Origin of the sequence: Delftia sp. DT-2 (assembly GCF_028401915.1) — a bacterium.
Classification (GTDB): Bacteria; Pseudomonadota; Gammaproteobacteria; order Burkholderiales; family Burkholderiaceae_C; genus Comamonas; species Comamonas tsuruhatensis.
This window is the reverse complement of the sequence record NZ_JAQOTI010000011.1, coordinates 64,869-82,840: the sequence shown is the minus strand read 5'-3', so window position 1 is coordinate 82,840 and position 17,972 is coordinate 64,869. Positions and strand designations below refer to the sequence as shown.

The window sequence follows — 17,972 nt, the reverse complement described above, 5'->3', positions numbered from 1 at the left end:
GCCTGAGGGCGCCACGGCTTTTTTGCGGCCGGATCCGGATGCCTGCCGGATCAGCTGCGATTGCGTCCTGCCGAAGGCTCGGCAGGCACATCTTCCTTGTCGCTGCGGCGGCGGTCACTCTGGCCCAGGACCGAAGGCGTGCCCTCAATCTTGTTGGCGCGCATGTACTCGTCCATATCCTTCCAGCCTGCGAACACCAGGGCCTTGGGCGATTTGGGGTTGAGCGTGTAGCAGTCCTCCAGCCCGCGCAGGGCATGGCGGCAGGCCCCGCCAATGGCCTTGGCCTCGGCCTCCTTGGCGACGGCGCGGGGGTCCGGCCCCAGGCCCGGAATATCATCCAGCTTGCAGCCGGCAAGCAGCGTGGGCAGCAGCAGGATGGCGAAGGTGCGGGGAAGATTAGGCATGGTCATCTTGACGAGATTATCGGCACGACCCGGAAAAAGTTGAGCCCGCCTTGCACGAATGATGATCCCGGACATGCAAAAGGCCTCCCGAAGGAGGCCTTTGGTGTTGCAGCACGCAAGGCGCAGCCTTGGCGCGTGCGGCATCAGTCGCGTTCGCCGCCCATGATGCCCAGCAGGGCCAGCAGGCTCTGGAACACGTTGAACAGGTCCAGGTACAGGGCCAGCGTGGCGCTGATGTAGTTGGTCTCGCCGCCGTCCATGATCTGCTTGAGGTCATAGAGCATGTAGGCGCTGAAGATGCCGATGGCCGCCACCGAGATCGCCATCATGCCGGCCGTGGAGCCGATGAAGACGTTGATGATGGAGCCCACGAACAGCACCAGCACGCCCACGAACAGGAACTTGCCCATGCCCGACAGGTCGCGCTTGATCACCGTGGCCAGCGAGGCCATGACCAGGAACACGCCGGCCGTGCCTGCAAAGGCGGTCATGATCAGCTCGGAGCCGTTCTTGAAGCCCAGGATCATGCCGATCATGCGCGACAGCATCAGGCCCATGAAGAACGTGAAGCCCAGGAGCACGGGAATGCCGGCTGCCGAGTGCTTTGTCTTCTCGATGGCGAACATGAAGCCGAAGGCGCCGCCCAGGAAGACGATGAGCCCCAGACCGCCGCTCAGCGAGCGCGTGATGCCCGTGGCCACGCCCAGCCAAGCGCCCAGCACGGTGGGGAGAAGACTCAGGGCCAGCAGCCAGTAGGTGTTGCGCAATACGCGATTGCGCTCTTGCTGCGAGACACCGTAGCCCGCAGAGCCCAGTGTGGTGACTTGATCATTCATGTGGCCAGTCCTCCGAAGGAGTGTTGTTGCGACTTGCCCATTCTAGGTGGCGGCTCGCGCGCCGCTTGCAATACCCCGAGCCTCTGCCATGGTTTGGTTTCGAATGTTTTGTTCTGCGCATGCATTGTCAGTCCTCATACGATTGCTATGCTTATAGGACATTTGTGATGGAATGGATAACTGCAATCTTATGAAGACCAAGCATGAACTCGAACTGGCCGACGTGAAGGCCATTGCCGCCGCCGCAGAGGCCGAGGCGCTGAAGAACAAGTGGGCCGTGACCATTGCCATCGTCGATGACGGCGGTCACCTGCTGTGGCTGCAGCGCCTCGATGGTGCCGCCGCAGTCTCGGCCCATATCGCTCCGTCCAAGGCCCGTTCGGCTGCCCTGGGCCGCCGCGACACCAAGGGCTATGAAGACATGATCAACAACGGCCGTACGGCCTTCCTGAGCGCCCCCACGGTGGACGGCCTGCTCGAAGGCGGCGTGGCCATCATGAAGGACGGCCAGTGCCTGGGTGCCGTGGGCGTCAGCGGCGTCAAGGCCAATGAGGATGCCCAGGTGGCCAGCGCCGGCATTGCGGCTCTGGGTCTGTAAAAGCCCCTGATGCACCCTGCATGAATCTGCCTTTTGGGCCGATTCATGAGGCAAAGAAAAAGCCCCTGTACTGAGGTACAGGGGCTTTTTCTTTGAAGCGATCCACATTGCAGCGCAGGGAAAAAATGCTTGGCTACGCAAAATCCGAAGATTCTGTTGGCTGGCTAATCGACCTTTGGGACTGGAAGCCCCAAGGTCGCCCCACGATGAAACAAAGAAGCGGTCAGCGGACCCAAACATGACCCGCCGACGGCTGCAATCTTGGTTATTTGGTCAGGATGAGCTTGCCCAGCTTGGTGGCCTGCAGACGATAGGGTGTGCCGTTGTGCACGATGGTCACAGCCTTTTGCCCATTGAGCAGCAAGGTGCTGTCGAGTCCGCTGGCGGCCCCGCTGAGGGCTGCGGATGCTGCGGCCTGCAGCGCTGCAAAGGCCTGGGCTGTGGAGTTGCCGGACAGATGCGAGGTGGCGGCGGAAGTGGCAGACATGCAGGGAATTCCTCAAAAATTGGAAAGTTTTGTGAATGATAACAATTCTCAATTGAAAATCAAGTGAGACTTACTCTCATTGTGGTTTCTGCCCCCCGAACGACCGAACGCCTGATCACCTCGCGAGCTTGTTCCAAGAGCGGGCCGCAATGGAAAACGGCCCCGAAGGGCCGTTGTCGCTGAGCGCCAGGCAACGAATGCCGCTCTCGCGGCCTACTTGACGGGGTCCGTCACAAAGCCGATCTTGCGCACGCCGGCACGCTGGGCGGCGGCCATGGCCTGGGCAACACGCTCGTAGCGCACTTCCTTGTCGCCCTGGATGTGCAGGTCGGGTTGCGGCTCCTTGGCTGCCTCGGCCTTGAGGTTTTCCTCGAACTGCGTATCGCTCACGGCCACGCCATTCCAGTGGTACTGGCCATCAGCGGACACGGCCAGGCGCACGGTGGCGGGCTTGACGTCTTCGGGCTGGTTGGTGGCGCGGGGCAGGTCCACGTTCACCGAATGCTTCATCACCGGCACGGTGATGATGAAGATGATCAGAAGCACCAGCATGACGTCGACCAGCGGCGTCATGTTGATCTCGTTCATCACCTCTTCGCCGTCATCATCCATTGTTCCGAATGCCATGGCTTACGCGCCTTTCTTCAGCGGCAGCACATTGCCGGCTTCCTTGCCGTCGATGGACACACGGGCGCCGGTCACGAAGTAGGCGTGCATGTCGTGGGCAAAGCTGTTGAGTGCGTTGAGGATGGACTTGTTGCCACGCACCACGGCGTTGTAGCCGAGCACGGCCGGAATGGCCACGGCCAGACCCAGGGCCGTCATGATCAGCGCCTCGCCGATGGGGCCTGCCACCTTGTCGATGGAGGACTGGCCCGACAGGCCGATGGCGACCAGTGCGTGGTAGATGCCCCAGACGGTGCCGAACAGGCCGATGAAGGGAGCTGTAGAGCCCACGGAGGCCAGAATGGCCAGGCCCGATTGCAGGCGGGCCGTGAACTCGCTGATGCCGTTGCGCATGCAGCGGGTCACCCAGTCGCTGATGTCAAGCGTGTCGTGCAGGTGGGCGCTGGTCTTGCGGTGGTGGGCAGTGGCTTCGCGGCCTTCGAGCACCAGGTAGCGGAAGGGGTTGGATCGGTCATTGCCGAGCTTTTCCAGGCCGCTGGCCAGGTCGGGGCTGTGCCAGAAGTCCTGGGCGTTGCGGGCGTACTTCTTGAACTTCACGATGTCCAGGGCCTTGATGATCATCACCAGCCAAGAGGCCACCGACATGGCCAGCAGGATGACGGCGACGGCACGGGTGACGAAGTCTCCCTGCGTCCAGACGTGGGCAATGCCGAATTGGGAATCCATGGATACTCCTGAGAATCAATTGAGGGTGAATTTGACCGGGACCGTAACCCACATGGGGGTTGGCGTGCCGTTGCTCTTGCCGGGGACGAACTTCCAGTTCTTGACGCCGTCCACGGCCTGCTGGTCCAGACGGTCGTAGCCGCTGGATTTGCTGACCTCGATCTTCTGAGGCAGGCCTTGCGCATCCACGAAGATGCGCAGCATCACGGTTCCCTGCTCGCCCATGCGCCGGCTGATGGCAGGGTAGTTGGGCGCCGGGTTGTTCAGGTAGGCGGCATTGTTGGATGGCAGCTCGATCTTGGGCGGTGCCGGAGGGGCAGGAGGCGCGGGCGGGGCAGGTGGGGCGGGCGGTGCCGGGGGGGTCGGCGGTGCCTCCACCACGGGCTTGGGCTCGTCTTCCAGCGTGCCTCGCGGCGCCGCAGGTGCCGGCTTGGGATCGGCAATGGCCTTGGGCAGAGGCGGCGCCTTCTTCACGACCGGCTGTGGCTTGGGGGGGGGCGGTGGCGGCGGAGGTGGCTTGGGGGCCTCGGGCTCGGGCGCGGGTGGCGAAATGAATTCCGCGATCACCTGGGCTGGCACGATGACCTCTTCGGGGGCGCGCTGGAGCAGGCCATGCTGCATCGCCCAGAGGGTTGCTGCATGCAAGACCACGACCGAACCCGCGATGGCCACGTTACGGCCAAGGCCCCCGGGGGGGCCAAAACGATCAGACTGGGACATAGAGACAGAAGGAGCTGACAGCGGATAGGTGCCGGGTGCTGTCGCTCGGAAGACGGAGTATCAGCTGCGCAGGATCCACCAGGTGCATGTAACGACGAGGATCAGGCTGCCGACAAGTGCTGAGAGGAGGACCATGCTTTGCTCTCCAGGATATTGTTGGCAAGCTGGACGGTCTGGGCCGCGATCTCGTTGTGTATGGCCGCCACGGGCTGGGTTGCGCAGCATTGCGCCACCACATCCCGGGCACAACTCTCGCACCGGCCGCACTGCATGGCGATACCCAATTCGAATTGGATTTCGTCAAAGCTCATGCCAGCGTGAGCGTGGCGTGCGATCTCACGGTCGGAAACCCGGCGACATACACAGACGATCATGGCTACAGGCAGTAATGGCTGGCTATTGATGAGATGAAAAATTATAAATGAGAATTCATCGCATTTGCAATTCTTGGTTGTCTGTAGGGCTGTATGGCCTTGCGCTTTACTCAGTATCCAGCAGTTCCATAGTGGCCTGCGCGAGGGTTGCACAGCCTGTCAGGGCCATGGCGGCCTCCAGTTCGTCGCGCAGCAGCCTCAGCACGTGGGCCACGCCAGCGGCACCTGCATTGGCCAGACCCCAGATTATCGGGCGGCCTATCAGCACAGCCGTTGCACCGAGAGCGATGGCCTTGAGCACATCGGTGCCTCGCCGTATGCCGCCGTCGGCGAGCACAGGGAGCGCATGGCCCGAGTTGCGCAAGGCCTTGGTGACGCGCGCCAGTGCGGTGGCCGTTGCGGGAACGGTATCCAGCGTGCGTCCCCCGTGGTTGGAAACAATGATGCCTGCCACGCCCGATCTCGCCGCCTGCAGCGCGTCAGCCGGATGCAGCACCCCCTTGAGCAGCACTGGCAGGCGCGTCTGCTGCTGCAGCCAGGCAACGTCATCCCAGGTGGGCGCATGCTGCAGCAGGCCGTCGAACAGTGCGCTCTGGTCCGGTGTGAGCCGGACGGCCGGAGATGGAGCCAGGCCCTGCAGATTGACGGCAGAAATGCCGGCGGGAAGGCTAAAGCGCGCGCGGCGTTCACGGTCCCGTACGCCGCTGGCGGGGGCGTCCACCGTCAGCACCAGCGCTTCGTAGCCTGCCGCCTCGGCCCGTTCGATCAATTGCCTGGTAAAGCCCCGGTCGTGCTGCAGGTACAGCTGGAACCATAGCGGCCCGCGGGTCGGCGTGAGCTGTGCGGCCTTCGCCACAGTCTCCAGCGGCAGGCTGGCCTGGGTGCTGAGCACCATGCCCGCGCCCAGCGCCGCAGCCGCATAGGCTGTTGCAAGCTCTGCGTCGGCATGCGCCATTTGCTGGAAGGCCATGGGGGCGACCAGCAGGGGGCAGGCCAGCTCTCGCCCCAGCAGTTGCAGCCGTGTGTTTCCCCCTGCAAGAGGCCTGAGTACGCGTGGCCACAACGTGAGCGCATCCCAGGCGCTGCGGTTGGCGGCAAGGCTGTGTTCATCGGCCGCGCCGCCCGAGAAGTAGGCCCAGGCGTTGTCGTCCAACCGCTGCCGCGCCTGGATCTCGTGGTCGGCCAGATTGATGATGCCGTCGGGAACGGCTTGCAGTGCGGGCACTTGGCTCATGGCATTGGAGGGTGGGCGATGGCGCATCGCCGGTGGCAGACATCCGGAAAAAAGAAAAGCCGGCCCATGGGCCGGCTTTCATCCGTGGGGCAGGCCCGGGGATTACTTGACGTGCTTGCCGATCAGGCCAGCCATCTCGAACATCGAGACTTGGGGCTTGCCGAACACTTCCTTGAGCTTGGCATCAGCGTTGATCATGCGCTTGTTGGCAGCGTCTTGCAGCTTGTTGGCCTTGATGTAGACCCACAGCTTGCTGATGATCTCGGTGCGGGGCAGGGGGGTGGAACCCACCACGGCAGCCAGAGCGGGGCTGGGGGTGAGGGGTTTCATGAAGGCGGCGTTGGGAGTGCGCTTCTTTGCGGGAGCTGCCGGAGCAGCCGTTGCCTTCTTTGCAGTTGCCATGTTGCTTGTTCCTAGTATGGAGTGGATTCTTTACCAGCGAAAAACCGTCGCTATCCACTGGCAGGCTGATGCTAATGGGAAAAAAACGGTCTTCCAAGCTCACCCGTCAAATTTTTGCCTCGATTTGTTGCTGTGGCGCTGTTTTTTGAAGAGTTTTTGCATTCCTGCTCCCTTTCGGGGGGCCGCCATGGCTGGAGGGCCGTCGGAGTCAGCGCTTTCAGAGGGGGCGGGCCTCGCTTGTGGAAGAAGGTTCCGAAGAGAGTTTTCGGGCGGGCCAGGTAGCCACAAAAATGCCCAGCAGGGCGATCGCGAAGGCCAGCGCCTGCATGGATGTGACCCGTTCGCCCAGCACGCACATGCCGACCAAGGCGGCGCTGATCGGCAGCAAAACCGTGAAAGTGCCCGCCTGCGAGGCTGGCACGCTGCGCAGGCCCGTCATCCACAGCCATACGGTCCACACGCAGGCAGCCAGGGCGTAGAACAGCAGCAGTCCCCAGATGCTCCATTGCACGCTGCCGAAGTCGAAGTGCCAGGCCAGATACAGCCCGAAGGGAGTTGACAGCGCAAATCCCCAGAGGTTGACGATGGATGTGATGCGTTTGGGCCCCAGGGATGTGGTCAGGCGCTTGCCGATCACGGCGTAAAACGCCTCGCAAAGCACGGCGCCGACGAGCAGCATCTGCCCCAGCCATGCCTGCGACGAGGTCGAAGAGACTGCCGCGGTGCCCGCGTCGGGGCGCGACAGTGCATACAAGCCTATGCCGGTCACAGCCAGTGCAATGGCCAGCCAGGTGCGCGCGGCCACGCACTCGCGCAGGAACAGCCAGCTCATCAAGGCCACGGCGGCCGGAATGGCGGCCATGGTCACGCCTGCCGTGACGGCGCTGGTCAGGCTGACGCCGGTAACCATGCAGATGGTGAAAAGGAAGTTGCCGAACAACGATTCCAGGAACAGCAGTCCTTGTGTGCGGCGCGGCAAGGGAGCCTCGTCAGCCGGCTTGCGCAGCCATCGCAGCATGGCGATGGCTCCTATGCCAAAGCGCAGCCAGGCCAGCAACAGCACCGGAAAAATGGCGGCCAAGGGCTTGGATAGGGCGACATAGCTGCCGACCAGGGACATGCTCAGCGCCAGGCAGGCATAGGCAGATCTGCGATGGGAGGTGTTCACGGCTTGTGGAGTTTGGGGCGGCGGTAGCGCTGCCTGAACGCGCGATGGTACCTGCGGGCACGGCAGGCACCCGTGACATACCTGTGTCGCGAATGCTTGCCATGCTGTGGCAATTTTTCACTGCATGGAATCTTCTTTTTGCATTGTGAAAAAATGAATTGCTGCGTTGCGCCATTTTTTCTCAATACGAGAAATGCAATTTCACATTGGAAAATATGAAAATAAGCTGTTGATTTTTATGAAGAAAAATTTAGTCTTGTATAAGACACAAGATGTTGATCGGGTCTTCTATAAGACTTAAATTTGATCCCAAGGCCGACGCAAGAAAGCCGCTTGTTTCAACAACCTCCCAGGAGAGCAACATGCCCCAATCCCTGACCCAGCAACTGAGCCGCGAACAACAGATTTCCGCCCTTGAGAAAGACTGGGCGCAGAACCCCCGTTGGAAGGGTGTCAAGCGTGGCTACAGCGCCGCTGACGTGGTGCGTCTTCGCGGCAGCCTGCAGCCTGAATACACTCTGGCCCAGCGCGGCGCGGAACTGCTCTGGGACAGGATCAACGGCGGTGCCAAGAAAGGCTACGTGAATGCCTTTGGCGCCATCTCTGCGGGCCAGGCCATGCAGCAGGCCAAGGCCGGCCTGGAAGCGGTGTACCTGTCGGGCTGGCAGGTGGCTGCCGACGGCAACACCAGCGAAACCATGTACCCCGACCAGTCGCTGTACGCCTATGACTCGGTGCCCACCATGGTGCGCCGCATCAACAACACCTTCAAGCGCGCCGACGAAATCCAGTGGAGCCGTGGCATCAACCCCGGCGACAAGGAGTTCATCGACTACTTCCTGCCCATCGTGGCGGATGCCGAAGCCGGCTTCGGCGGCGTGCTCAACGCGTTCGAGCTGATGAAGAACATGATTGCCGCTGGCGCGGCAGGCGTGCACTTCGAGGACCAGCTGGCCGCCGTGAAGAAGTGCGGCCACATGGGTGGCAAGGTGCTGGTGCCTACCCAGGAAGCCGTCGAGAAGCTGATCTCCGCGCGCTTTGCCGCCGACGTGATGGGCGTGCCCACCATCGTGCTGGCCCGTACCGATGCTGAAGCCGCCAACCTGATCACCTCCGACCATGACGCCAACGACAAGCCGTTCCTGACCGGCGAGCGCACGCAGGAAGGCTTCTACCGGGTCAGGAACGGCATGGAGCAATCCATCAGCCGCGGCGTGGCCTACGCACCCTATGCAGACCTGGTGTGGTGCGAAACCGGCGTGCCTGACATCGGCTTTGCCCGCGAGTTCGCCCAGGCCGTGCATGGTGCCTGCCCAGGCAAGCTGCTGAGCTACAACTGCTCGCCCTCGTTCAACTGGAAGAAGAACCTCAACGACAGCCAGATTGCCTCCTTCCAGGAAGAGCTGTCTGCGTTGGGCTACAAGTTCCAGTTCATCACGCTGGCCGGCATCCACATCAACTGGTTCAACACCTTCAAGTTTGCCCACGCCTACGCCAACGGCGAAGGCATGAAGCACTACGTGAACATGGTGCAGGAGCCCGAATTCGCAGCCCGCGAACAAGGCTACACCTTCGTGTCGCACCAGCAGGAAGTGGGTGCAGGCTACTTCGACGACGTGACCACGGTGATCCAGGGTGGCTCGTCCAGCGTCAAGGCACTGACCGGCTCCACGGAAGAGGAGCAATTCCACTGAAGCGCGGCTTCGGTGAGTGCAACTTCAGGTAGATAGGGGTGAGAAAGCGTCCGGGGCCTTGTGCTTCGGGCGCTTTTTCTTTGCTGGGGTTAAAATGCAAGGAGTTTTCAACTGACAAGGGCGAGAAAGGCATCATGGTTATGACACCGCGAACTACATCGGAGATGTACACCGGCCGCTAGCGGCTGGCGGTTCGCGCCTGCACGAGATTCACTCGACCCCAACAAAGCGCGGACCCGGCTCCGCGCTTTTTTGCTTTTGGGGGATGGCGCACCCCCTGAGAAATATTTTTAGGAATCCCATGATCCACATTACGCTTCCCGATGGTTCGCAACGCGAGTATCCCGGTCCGGTCACCGTGGCCGAAGTGGCTGCATCGATAGGCACGGGCCTTGCCAAGGCTGCACTGGCTGGCAAGGTTGGCACGGGCGACGACGCCAAGGTGGTGGACACCAGCTTTGTGATCGACAAGGACATGCCCCTGTCCATCGTGACGGCCAAGGATGCAGATGGCCTGGACGTGATCCGTCATTCGACGGCCCACTTGCTGGCCTATGCCGTCAAGGATCTGTTTCCTGACGCCCAGGTCACCATCGGCCCCGTCATCGAGAACGGCTTCTACTACGACTTCTCGTACAAGCGTCCTTTCACGCCCGAGGATCTGGTCGCCATCGAAAAACGCATGGCCGAGCTGGCTGCCAAGGACGAGCCCGTGGTGCGCCGCGTGCTGCCGCGCGACGAGGCCGTGGCCTACTTCAAGGGCATGGGCGAGAACTACAAGGCCGAGATCATCGCCAGCATCCCCTCGAACGAGGATGTGAGCCTGTACCGCGAAGGCGGTTTCGAGGATCTGTGCCGCGGCCCGCACGTGCCGAGCACCGGCAAGCTCAAGTTCTTCAAGCTGATGAAGGTGGCTGGCGCCTACTGGCGCGGTGACCATCGCAACGAGATGCTGCAGCGCGTGTACGGCACGGCCTGGGCTACCAAGGACGACCTGCAGCAGTACCTGCACATGCTGGAGGAGGCCGAAAAGCGCGACCACCGCAAGCTGGGCCGTGAACTGGATCTGTTCCACATCGACGAGCATTCGCCAGGCACCGTGTTCTGGCATCCGAAGGGTTGGGCTTTGTGGCAAGAGGTCGAGCAGTACATGCGCCGCGTGTACCGCGACAACGGCTACCAGGAGGTCAAGGGTCCGCAGATCCTGGACAAGACCCTGTGGGAGAAGACCGGCCACTGGGACAAGTACCGCGAGAACATGTTCACGACCGAGTCGGAAAAGCGCGACTACGCGCTCAAGCCGATGAACTGCCCCGGCCACATCCTGATCTTCAAGCAGGGCATCAAGAGCTACCGCGACCTGCCGCTGCGCTACGGCGAATTCGGCCAGTGCCACCGCAACGAGCCCACGGGCGGCCTGCACGGCATCATGCGCGTGCGCGGCTTCACGCAGGATGACGGCCACGTCTTCTGCACCGAAGACCAGATCCAGCCCGAAGTGCTGGCCTTCACCACGCTGCTGCAAAAGGTCTACGCGGACTTCGGTTTCAGCGACATCATCTACAAGGTTGCCACGCGCCCCGAGGCGCGCATCGGCTCCGATGAAAGCTGGGACAAGGCGGAGGCCGCGCTGATCAACAGCCTGGAGGCTTCGGGCTGCGAGTACGTGATCTCGCCCGGCGATGGCGCGTTCTACGGTCCCAAGATCGAGTACACGCTCAAGGACGCCATCGGTCGCCAGTGGCAGTGCGGCACCATCCAGGTCGACTTCTCCATGCCCGAGCGCCTGGATGCGGAATACGTGGGTGAAGACGGCGATCGCCATCGCCCCGTGATGCTGCACCGTGCCATCGTCGGCAGCCTGGAGCGTTTCATCGGCATCCTCATCGAGCAGCATGCCGGTGCCATGCCGACATGGCTGGCTCCTGTGCAGGCGGCCGTGCTCAATATCACTGACGCGCAGGCGGACTATGTGCGGGAAGTCGCGCAAAAGCTGCAAAAAGCATTTCCGAATCAAGGCCTTAGGGTGGCGACAGATCTGCGCAACGAAAAGATTACGTATAAAATACGGGAGCATTCGTTGCAAAAGCTGCCTTACATCCTTGTTGCAGGCGACAAGGAGAAGGCCGCTGGTGCAGTGGCAGTGCGCGCACGGGGCAACAAGGACCTCGGAGTGATGTCGGTCGACGCGTTCATTGAACTCGTGGCCAAGGACATCGCGGCGAAGGCCTGACGGAGCATCTCCACAGGCGTTAGCCGTTTGGCGTGTACTGCACACAAGCGGCTACGCTGTTGTAGCAACTTAAATCCAAGGGTGAGAACCATAGCTACTGAATTTCGTGATCGGCGCCACCGTGAAGAGCGCAAGCATCGTCTCAACCGTGAAATCATGGCGCCTGAAGTGCGTCTGTCCGGCCCGGAGAACGAGCCGCTGGGCATCGTGCCTCTGCAGGAAGCGCTGCGCATGGCGGGCGAGTTGGACGTGGACCTGGTGGAAATCGCCGCCACGGCCACTCCGCCTGTCTGCCGGTTGATGGACTATGGCAAGTTCAAGTACCTTGAACAGAAGAAGGCTGCCGAAGCCAAGGCCAAGCAGACCGTCATTGAAATCAAGGAAGTGAAATTCCGCCCTGGTACCGACGACGGCGACTACAACATCAAGCTGCGCAACATCCGCCGATTCCTGGCCGATGGTGACAAGTGCAAGATCACGCTGCGTTTCCGCGGCCGTGAAATCACGCACCAGCAGATCGGTCTGGACCTGCTGAACCGTCTGCGTGACGATCTGGCGGACTCCATCCAGGTGGAGCAGTTCCCCAAGCTCGAAGGCCGCCAGATGGTGATGATGATCGCCCCTGCGCGCAAGAAGCCCACCACCGGTGGCAAACCGCAAGCAGAGGTTTCTGCTGCACCTGCGGTGGCTGATAAGGCATAATCGCGGTTTCGCCCTTCGCTGAGGGGCGACAGAATTTGCAGGCCTTGCGCGAGTCGATTGCGCGGGGCGTGCGATGCAAGGGACATGGTATCCATGTCCCTTGTTCTTGCCGGCCTCCGGGCTGGCACAGAAGTGTCTCGGGGCCAGCAAGTGCGCGCAGTGTTGCGAGCCGCCTCACGAGCACAAACAACAGGAGCATTCAAATGCCCAAAATGAAGACCAAGAGCAGCGCGAAGAAGCGTTTTCGCGTTCGTCCCGGTGGCACCGTCAAGCGCGGTCAAGCCTTCAAGCGTCACATCTTGACCAAGAAGACCACCAAGAACAAGCGTCACCTGCGTGGTGCAGTGGCTGTGCATGAGACCAACATGGGCTCGATCGCACAGATGCTGCCGATGGCTGGCCTGTAATTCACTGACGAACAAGGAGAAAACACATGCCTCGCGTCAAACGTGGTGTAACGGCCCGCGCCCGTCACAAAAAAGTTCTGGCCCTTTCCAAGGGTTTCCGCGGCCGCCGCGGCAATGTCTTCCGCATCGCCAAGCAGGCGGTGATGAAGGCTGGGCAATATGCCTACCGTGACCGCCGTGCCAAGAAGCGCGTGTTCCGCCGTCTGTGGATCGCCCGTATCAACGCCGCTGCACGTGAACTGGGCCTGACCTACAGCCAGTTCGCCAACGGCCTGAAGAAGGCAGCCATCGAGATCGACCGCAAGATGCTGGCCGATATCGCGGTGCACGACAAGGCTGCTTTCAGCAGCATCGTTGATCAAGTCAAGGCCAAGCTGGCTGCTTGAGATAACGGTCTGTGGCCATCCTCGTGATGGCTTGCAGCGCAAACAGCAAGGGCTAGGGCTTGAAAAGGCTGCTAGCCCTTGTTTCTTTTCACAGTCGATAAAGAGTCGATATGAACGAGTTGGATTCTCTGGTCGAAAGCGCGCAGCAATTGTTCGCGCAGGCACAAACCCCCGCTGATCTGGAAAACGCCAAGGCGCAGTTTCTGGGCAAGTCGGGCAAGGTGACCGAGCTCATGAAGGGCATGGCGCAGCTTTCCGTCGAAGAGAAGAAGTCGCGCGGAGCCGCCATCAACGTGGCCAAGCAAGGCATCGAGGCCGCCCTGACCGCGCGCCGCAAGGCCCTGGCCGATGCCGAACTGCAGGCCCACCTGAAGGCCGAGGTGCTGGATGTGACCTTGCCGGGCCGTCGCCGTGGCCAGGGCGGCCTGCACCCCGTGTCGCTGACTCTGGAGCGCATCGAGGGCATCTTCGGCTCCATGGGCTTCGATGTGGCCGAGGGCCCCGAGATCGAGTCCGACTGGTTCAACTTCACGGCGCTGAACACGCCCGAAGACCATCCCGCCCGTTCCATGCACGACACCTTCTACGTGGAAGGCGGCACGGAACAGGCCCCCAATCTGCTGCGCACGCACACCAGCCCCATGCAGGTGCGCCATGCCGTGCAGCACGTCAAGAAATACCGTGAGCGGCTGGACGCCGGCCAGGGCATGCCCGAGATCCGCGTGATCGCGCCGGGCCGCACCTACCGCGTGGACAGCGATGCCACGCACTCGCCCATGTTCCACCAGTGCGAAGGCCTGTGGATCGGCGAGAACGTCAGCTTCAAGGATCTGAAGGTGGTCTTCACCGACTTCTGCAAGACCTTCTTCGAGAGCGACGACCTGGTGTTGCGCTTCCGTCCCAGCTTCTTCCCCTTCACCGAGCCCAGCGCCGAGATCGATATCCAGTTCCAGAGCGGCCCGCTGGCCGGCCGCTGGCTGGAGGTGGCCGGATCCGGCCAGGTGCACCCCAACGTGGTGCGCAACATGGGGCTGGATCCTGAGAAGTACATCGGCTTTGCCTTTGGCATGGGTCCTGACCGCCTGACCATGCTGCGCTATGGCGTCAACGATCTGCGTCTGTTTTTTGACGGCGATATCCGCTTCCTGTCGCAATTCCGTTAGAAATGGACCGCCCCCTGAGGCGCTGCGCGCCATCCCCCTGGGAGGGGGACGACGCCCTCGCCGCGAGGCTGCTCTTGCTCGGCGTCTCCGGCCTGAACCACGCCAGTCGCATGGTCAGGCTGTTCGGGGGCTTGGAATGAGAGTCGTCAATACGTTCATGGGGTCCGCCAGCGCCGTGGCGCGCGGACCGAACCAACGCCAAAGAGTCTGATATGCAATTTCCCGAATCCTGGCTGCGCGAGTTCTGCAATCCGCCGCTGACCACCCAAGAACTGGCCGACACCCTGACCATGGCCGGCCTGGAGGTGGAGGAGCTGGAGCCCGTGGCACCGCCGTTCACCAAGATCGTCGTCGGCGAGATCAAGGCTGCCGAGCAGCATCCCAATGCCGATCGCCTGCGCGTGTGCCAGGTCGATGTGGGCGGGCCCGAACTGCTGACCATCGTCTGCGGCGCGCCCAACGCGCGCGTGGGCATCCGCGTGCCTTGCGCCACGGTGGGCGCCGAGCTGCCACCCGGTGAAGACGGCAAGCCCTTCCTCATCAAGATCGGCAAGCTGCGCGGCGTGGAGAGCTTCGGCATGCTGTGCTCGGCGCGCGAACTCAAGCTGTCCGAGGACCATGGCGGCCTGATGGAGCTGCCGCTGGACGCGCCCCTGGGCCAGAACATCCGCGAATACCTGAACCTGGATGACACCCTGTTCACGCTCAAGCTCACGCCCAACCTGGCGCATTGCCTGAGCGTCTATGGTGTGGCGCGCGAAGTGGCTGCGCTGACCGGTGCGCCGCTCAAGCCCCAGTCGTTCACGCCTGCTGCGGTGGGTGTGCAGGACAGGCTGGCCGTGAAGATCGAGGCGCCCGACCTGTGCGGCCGCTTCTCGGGCCGCGTGGTACGCAACGTCAACACCCAGGCGAAGACGCCGCAGTGGATGGTCGATCGCCTGGCGCGCTGCGGCCAGCGCAGCGTGGCGCCGCTGGTGGACATCTCCAACTATGTGATGTTCGAGCTGGGCCGCCCCTCCCACATCTTTGACCTGGACAAGATCCACGGCGGCCTGCAGGTGCGCTGGGGCAAGGAAGGCGAGCAGCTCAAGCTGCTCAACGGCAATACCGTCACCGTGGATGGCCAGGTGGGCGTGATCGCCGATGAGCGCGAAGTCGAATCGCTGGCCGGCATCATGGGCGGCGACGCCACGGCCGTGTCCGACGACACGCGCCACATCTACATCGAGGCCGCATTCTGGTGGCCCAAGTCGATTGCCGGCCGTTCGCGCCGCTACAACTTCTCCACCGATGCGGGCCACCGCTTCGAGCGGGGTGTTGATCCCGAGCTGACCGTCGAGCACATCGAGCGCATCACGGAACTGGTGCTGCAGATCTGCGGCACGCCCGAGACCGTCTGCGGCCCCGTCGACGACCAGAAGTCCAATATGCCCCAGCCCAAGCCCGTCACGCTGCGCGTGGCGCGTGCGGCCAAGGTCATCGGCATGCCGCTCACGCAGCAGCAATGCCACGATGCGCTGGCCGGCCTGGGCCTGCCGGTGGAGCAGGGCGATGGCGTGCTCACCGTCACGCCGCCCAGCTTCCGCTTCGACATCAACATCGAGGAAGACCTGATCGAGGAAGTGGCGCGCATGGTGGGTTACGAGAACCTGCCCACGACCAAGCCGCTGGCGCCCATTGCGCCCAAGCTGCGCGCCGAAAACCGCCGCAGCCAGTTCGCCGTGCGCCGCGCGCTGGCCGATCTGGGTTACCAGGAAACCATCAACTTCAGCTTTGTGGAAGCCGCGTGGGAGAAGGATCTGGCTGGCAACGCCAATCCCATCCAGCTGCTCAACCCCATCGCAAGCCAGCTCAGCGTGATGCGCTCCAGCCTCATCGGCTCGCTCATGCAGGTGCTCAAGTTCAATGCCGACCGCAAGGCCGAGCGCGTGCGCGTGTTCGAGCTGGGCCGTGTCTTCCTCAAGGATGACAGCGTTGTTGACAGCGACACCACGGTCAAGGGCTTCTACCAGCCCATGCGCGTGGCGGGCCTGGCCTGGGGAGCTGCCGAGCAGCTGCAATGGGCTCGTGGCGAGACCAAGGTCGACTTCTACGACGTCAAGGGCGATGTCGAGGCGCTGCTGGCGCCGCGCAAGCCTGTGTTCGAGCCGGCCGAGCATCCGGCCATGCACCCGGGCCGCTGCGCACGCGTGCTGCTCGATGGCCAGTCCATCGGCTTCATAGGCGAGCTGCATCCCCAGTGGCGCCAGCAATGGGATCTGGCCCAGGCGCCCGTGCTGTTCGAGCTGGAGCTCGATGCCGTGCTGGCGCGCGAGGTGCCGGTGTTCAAGCCCGTGGCCAAGCACCAGGCCGTGGAGCGCGACATTGCCGTGGTCGTGAACGAAAAGACCACGCATGCCCAGCTCATGCAGGCGGTGGAGGCTGCCCAGACCGGCGGCCTGCTGCGCTCTGCCGTGCTGTTCGATGTGTTCCGTCCCAAGGCGCTCAAGGCCGGCGAGACAGCGGCTCCGGGCGCGCTGGCGCAGGACGAAAAGAGCCTGGCCGTGCGCCTGACGCTGGGCCATGACGACAGCTCGCTGACGGATGTGCAGATCGAGCAGGCCGTGCAGGCCGTGCTCGAGCAGCTGCAGCAGCGTCTGGGTGCGCGCCTGCGCGCATGATGGAGGGTGCATGCCGTGAAAGGAGATCCTGTGATGGAACTGGCGGTGGAAAGTCTTGATTCGCCTGCGCTGACCAAGGCGCAGCTGGCGGATCTGCTGTTCGACGAGATCGGCCTGAACAAGCGCGAATCCAAGGAAATGGTGGATGCGTTCTTCGAGCTGGTCTCGCAAAGCCTGGTGTCGGGCGAGGATGTGAAGCTGTCGGGCTTCGGCAACTTCCAGATCCGCACCAAGGCGCCGCGTCCGGGGCGCAATCCGCGCACGGGCGAGGCCATTCCGATCGAGGCGCGCCGCGTCGTGACCTTCCATGCGAGCAGCAAGCTCAAGGAGCAGATCCAGGAAGGCACATCGGGCTCCCAGGCCTGAGGAAAGCCTGCCCGGGCCTGCATGGCCAGCTGTCGCCAGCCTGTCTGCCTCGCGGTGGATGGGCTGTTTTTACGACAGGGTGCTGGCCTGCAGGCGAGCTGTGCAGTAGGCTCGGCCTTCTTCCCGGATCGGCGTCCGCGCGCCAGCGGCATTGCACATCCTGACTTCATCCACATTTGCCATGGCTTCACTTCTGCCCCAGATTCCCGCCAAGCGCTACTTCACCATCGGTGAGGTCGCGGATCTGTGCGACGTCAAGCCGCATGTGCTGCGCTACTGGGAGCAGGAGTTCACGCAGCTGCGCCCCATGAAGCGGCGCGGCAACCGCCGCTACTACCAGCACCACGAAGTGCTGATGATCCGGCGCATCCGCGAGCTGCTGTACGAACAGGGCTTCACCATCAACGGCGCGCGCAACCGCCTGCGTGAGGCCTCGGGGTCTGCCGTGGTTCCCGCGCTGCAGGCCGGTGTCGTGGTGTCGGCGCCGGCTGCCGCGCCGCTGCTCGGTGGCGATGCCGCGGTCAGCGTTCCGCTGGAGCCGGAGGCCGTGCGCGAGGAGCTTTTGCAGATTCGTGCGCTGCTTTCTATTTGAGAGCAAAAAGCTGTATATAATTGAATTCTTCGGCGTGTAGCGCAGCCTGGTAGCGCACTTGCATGGGGTGCAAGGGGTCGCGAGTTCGAATCCCGCCACGCCGACCATAAATGAATACGGACCACAGCTTCTGGCTGTGGTCCGTTTTTCTTTGTGCCATCGTCAGCCGCTACCAACCGCTACCAACCGCTGA

General features: G+C 62.6%; 20 protein-coding genes and 1 tRNA gene. 11 read left to right on the top strand and 10 right to left on the bottom strand.

Translation table 11 applies throughout. The features are described 5' to 3' along the window. Window positions 1-50: 50 nt before the first annotated feature. On the bottom strand, window positions 51-479 hold the full coding sequence (locus tag PO605_RS20490; protein WP_016448327.1) for a hypothetical protein: 429 nt from the start codon (window positions 477-479) through the stop codon (window positions 51-53). 68 nt (window positions 480-547) lie between these two features. Next, window positions 548-1,240 carry a Bax inhibitor-1/YccA family protein gene (locus PO605_RS20485; RefSeq protein WP_012206426.1) on the bottom strand — a complete coding sequence of 231 codons (693 nt, stop codon included), beginning with the start codon at window positions 1,238-1,240 and terminating at the stop codon, window positions 548-550. Between the two features lie 190 nt (window positions 1,241-1,430). On the opposite strand from PO605_RS20485, the gene PO605_RS20480 reads away from it, so the two are divergent. Next, window positions 1,431-1,838: a GlcG/HbpS family heme-binding protein gene (locus PO605_RS20480; protein WP_017405970.1), complete on the top strand. Its 408-nt coding sequence runs from the start codon at window positions 1,431-1,433 to the stop codon at window positions 1,836-1,838. 265 nt (window positions 1,839-2,103) lie between these two features. Here PO605_RS20480 and PO605_RS20475 read toward each other — a convergent pair whose 3' ends face one another. The 8 genes from PO605_RS20475 to PO605_RS20440 all read right to left on the bottom strand — a co-directional run bounded on the left by PO605_RS20475 (window position 2,104) and on the right by PO605_RS20440 (window position 7,576). Continuing rightward, on the bottom strand, window positions 2,104-2,325 hold the full coding sequence (locus PO605_RS20475; protein WP_016448325.1) for a hemin uptake protein HemP: 222 nt from the start codon (window positions 2,323-2,325) through the stop codon (window positions 2,104-2,106). 213 nt (window positions 2,326-2,538) lie between these two features. Beyond that, window positions 2,539-2,952, bottom strand: coding sequence for an ExbD/TolR family protein (locus PO605_RS20470; protein WP_016448324.1), 414 nt, complete (start codon window positions 2,950-2,952; stop codon window positions 2,539-2,541). Between the two features lie 3 nt (window positions 2,953-2,955). Beyond that, window positions 2,956-3,678, bottom strand: coding sequence for a MotA/TolQ/ExbB proton channel family protein (locus PO605_RS20465; protein WP_016448323.1), 723 nt, complete (start codon window positions 3,676-3,678; stop codon window positions 2,956-2,958). 15 nt (window positions 3,679-3,693) lie between these two features. Then, a complete protein-coding gene (locus tag PO605_RS20460) occupies window positions 3,694-4,398 on the bottom strand; it encodes an energy transducer TonB (RefSeq protein WP_047473932.1) in 705 nt (234 codons plus the stop codon). 101 nt (window positions 4,399-4,499) lie between these two features. Beyond that, the gene (locus tag PO605_RS20455) at window positions 4,500-4,772 is read right to left on the bottom strand and encodes a (2Fe-2S)-binding protein (RefSeq protein ID WP_016448321.1); all 273 of its coding nucleotides are present in this window, start codon (window positions 4,770-4,772) and stop codon (window positions 4,500-4,502) included. A 106-nt stretch (window positions 4,773-4,878) separates the two neighbouring features. Next, window positions 4,879-6,006 (bottom strand): alpha-hydroxy acid oxidase, encoded by a 1,128-nt coding sequence (locus tag PO605_RS20450; RefSeq protein ID WP_047473942.1) that lies wholly within the window; start codon window positions 6,004-6,006, stop codon window positions 4,879-4,881. Between the two features lie 102 nt (window positions 6,007-6,108). Next, complete coding sequence (locus tag PO605_RS20445) at window positions 6,109-6,408, bottom strand: SWIB/MDM2 domain-containing protein (protein WP_012206418.1); 300 nt, start codon at window positions 6,406-6,408, stop codon at window positions 6,109-6,111. 217 nt (window positions 6,409-6,625) lie between these two features. Next, on the bottom strand, window positions 6,626-7,576 hold the full coding sequence (locus PO605_RS20440) for a DMT family transporter (protein ID WP_047473933.1): 951 nt from the start codon (window positions 7,574-7,576) through the stop codon (window positions 6,626-6,628). 362 nt (window positions 7,577-7,938) lie between these two features. On the opposite strand from PO605_RS20440, the gene aceA reads away from it, so the two are divergent. The 10 genes from aceA (at window position 7,939) to PO605_RS20390 (ending at window position 17,886) form a co-directional block, all read left to right on the top strand. Then, on the top strand, window positions 7,939-9,270 hold the full coding sequence (aceA, locus tag PO605_RS20435; protein WP_016448318.1) for an isocitrate lyase: 1,332 nt from the start codon (window positions 7,939-7,941) through the stop codon (window positions 9,268-9,270). Window positions 9,271-9,571: 301 nt separating this feature from the next. Continuing rightward, the gene (gene thrS / locus PO605_RS20430; protein ID WP_016448317.1) at window positions 9,572-11,503 is read left to right on the top strand and encodes a threonine--tRNA ligase; all 1,932 of its coding nucleotides are present in this window, start codon (window positions 9,572-9,574) and stop codon (window positions 11,501-11,503) included. A gap of 81 nt (window positions 11,504-11,584) precedes the next feature. Continuing rightward, window positions 11,585-12,205, top strand: coding sequence for a translation initiation factor IF-3 (infC, locus tag PO605_RS20425; RefSeq protein WP_074923479.1), 621 nt, complete (start codon window positions 11,585-11,587; stop codon window positions 12,203-12,205). A 203-nt stretch (window positions 12,206-12,408) separates the two neighbouring features. Continuing rightward, window positions 12,409-12,612 carry a 50S ribosomal protein L35 gene (gene rpmI, locus PO605_RS20420; protein WP_046240115.1) on the top strand — a complete coding sequence of 68 codons (204 nt, stop codon included), beginning with the start codon at window positions 12,409-12,411 and terminating at the stop codon, window positions 12,610-12,612. A gap of 26 nt (window positions 12,613-12,638) precedes the next feature. Next, a complete protein-coding gene (gene rplT, locus PO605_RS20415; protein WP_012206412.1) occupies window positions 12,639-12,998 on the top strand; it encodes a 50S ribosomal protein L20 in 360 nt (119 codons plus the stop codon). Between the two features lie 110 nt (window positions 12,999-13,108). Then, window positions 13,109-14,161, top strand: coding sequence for a phenylalanine--tRNA ligase subunit alpha (pheS, locus tag PO605_RS20410; RefSeq protein ID WP_012206411.1), 1,053 nt, complete (start codon window positions 13,109-13,111; stop codon window positions 14,159-14,161). Window positions 14,162-14,373: 212 nt separating this feature from the next. Next, the gene (gene pheT / locus PO605_RS20405) at window positions 14,374-16,821 is read left to right on the top strand and encodes a phenylalanine--tRNA ligase subunit beta (RefSeq protein WP_047473934.1); all 2,448 of its coding nucleotides are present in this window, start codon (window positions 14,374-14,376) and stop codon (window positions 16,819-16,821) included. A 33-nt stretch (window positions 16,822-16,854) separates the two neighbouring features. Continuing rightward, entirely contained in the window at window positions 16,855-17,187 is a 333-nt protein-coding gene (locus PO605_RS20400; RefSeq protein WP_016448314.1) for an integration host factor subunit alpha, read from the top strand. Between the two features lie 181 nt (window positions 17,188-17,368). Continuing rightward, window positions 17,369-17,779, top strand: a complete 411-nt coding sequence (locus PO605_RS20395) for a MerR family transcriptional regulator (RefSeq protein WP_047473935.1) — start codon at window positions 17,369-17,371, stop codon at window positions 17,777-17,779. Window positions 17,780-17,809: 30 nt separating this feature from the next. Continuing rightward, window positions 17,810-17,886, top strand: a tRNA-Pro gene (locus PO605_RS20390). Window positions 17,887-17,972 lie beyond the last annotated feature (86 nt).

Coding starts and splice junctions, on each gene's coding strand:
- PO605_RS20470 (WP_016448324.1), bottom strand. CDS start 2,952: ATGGCATTCGGAACAATGGATGATGACGGCGAAGAGGTGATGAACGAG.
- PO605_RS20400 (WP_016448314.1), top strand. CDS start 16,855: ATGGAACTGGCGGTGGAAAGTCTTGATTCGCCTGCGCTGACCAAGGCG.
- pheS (WP_012206411.1), top strand. CDS start 13,109: ATGAACGAGTTGGATTCTCTGGTCGAAAGCGCGCAGCAATTGTTCGCG.
- PO605_RS20465 (WP_016448323.1), bottom strand. CDS start 3,678: ATGGATTCCCAATTCGGCATTGCCCACGTCTGGACGCAGGGAGACTTC.
- PO605_RS20450 (WP_047473942.1), bottom strand. CDS start 6,006: ATGAGCCAAGTGCCCGCACTGCAAGCCGTTCCCGACGGCATCATCAAT.
- aceA (WP_016448318.1), top strand. CDS start 7,939: ATGCCCCAATCCCTGACCCAGCAACTGAGCCGCGAACAACAGATTTCC.
- PO605_RS20455 (WP_016448321.1), bottom strand. CDS start 4,772: ATGATCGTCTGTGTATGTCGCCGGGTTTCCGACCGTGAGATCGCACGC.
- pheT (WP_047473934.1), top strand. CDS start 14,374: ATGCAATTTCCCGAATCCTGGCTGCGCGAGTTCTGCAATCCGCCGCTG.
- PO605_RS20480 (WP_017405970.1), top strand. CDS start 1,431: ATGAAGACCAAGCATGAACTCGAACTGGCCGACGTGAAGGCCATTGCC.
- PO605_RS20485 (WP_012206426.1), bottom strand. CDS start 1,240: ATGAATGATCAAGTCACCACACTGGGCTCTGCGGGCTACGGTGTCTCG.
- PO605_RS20490 (WP_016448327.1), bottom strand. CDS start 479: ATGTCCGGGATCATCATTCGTGCAAGGCGGGCTCAACTTTTTCCGGGT.
- PO605_RS20445 (WP_012206418.1), bottom strand. CDS start 6,408: ATGGCAACTGCAAAGAAGGCAACGGCTGCTCCGGCAGCTCCCGCAAAG.
- rplT (WP_012206412.1), top strand. CDS start 12,639: ATGCCTCGCGTCAAACGTGGTGTAACGGCCCGCGCCCGTCACAAAAAA.
- thrS (WP_016448317.1), top strand. CDS start 9,572: ATGATCCACATTACGCTTCCCGATGGTTCGCAACGCGAGTATCCCGGT.
- rpmI (WP_046240115.1), top strand. CDS start 12,409: ATGCCCAAAATGAAGACCAAGAGCAGCGCGAAGAAGCGTTTTCGCGTT.
- PO605_RS20460 (WP_047473932.1), bottom strand. CDS start 4,398: ATGTCCCAGTCTGATCGTTTTGGCCCCCCCGGGGGCCTTGGCCGTAAC.
- PO605_RS20475 (WP_016448325.1), bottom strand. CDS start 2,325: ATGTCTGCCACTTCCGCCGCCACCTCGCATCTGTCCGGCAACTCCACA.
- PO605_RS20395 (WP_047473935.1), top strand. CDS start 17,369: ATGGCTTCACTTCTGCCCCAGATTCCCGCCAAGCGCTACTTCACCATC.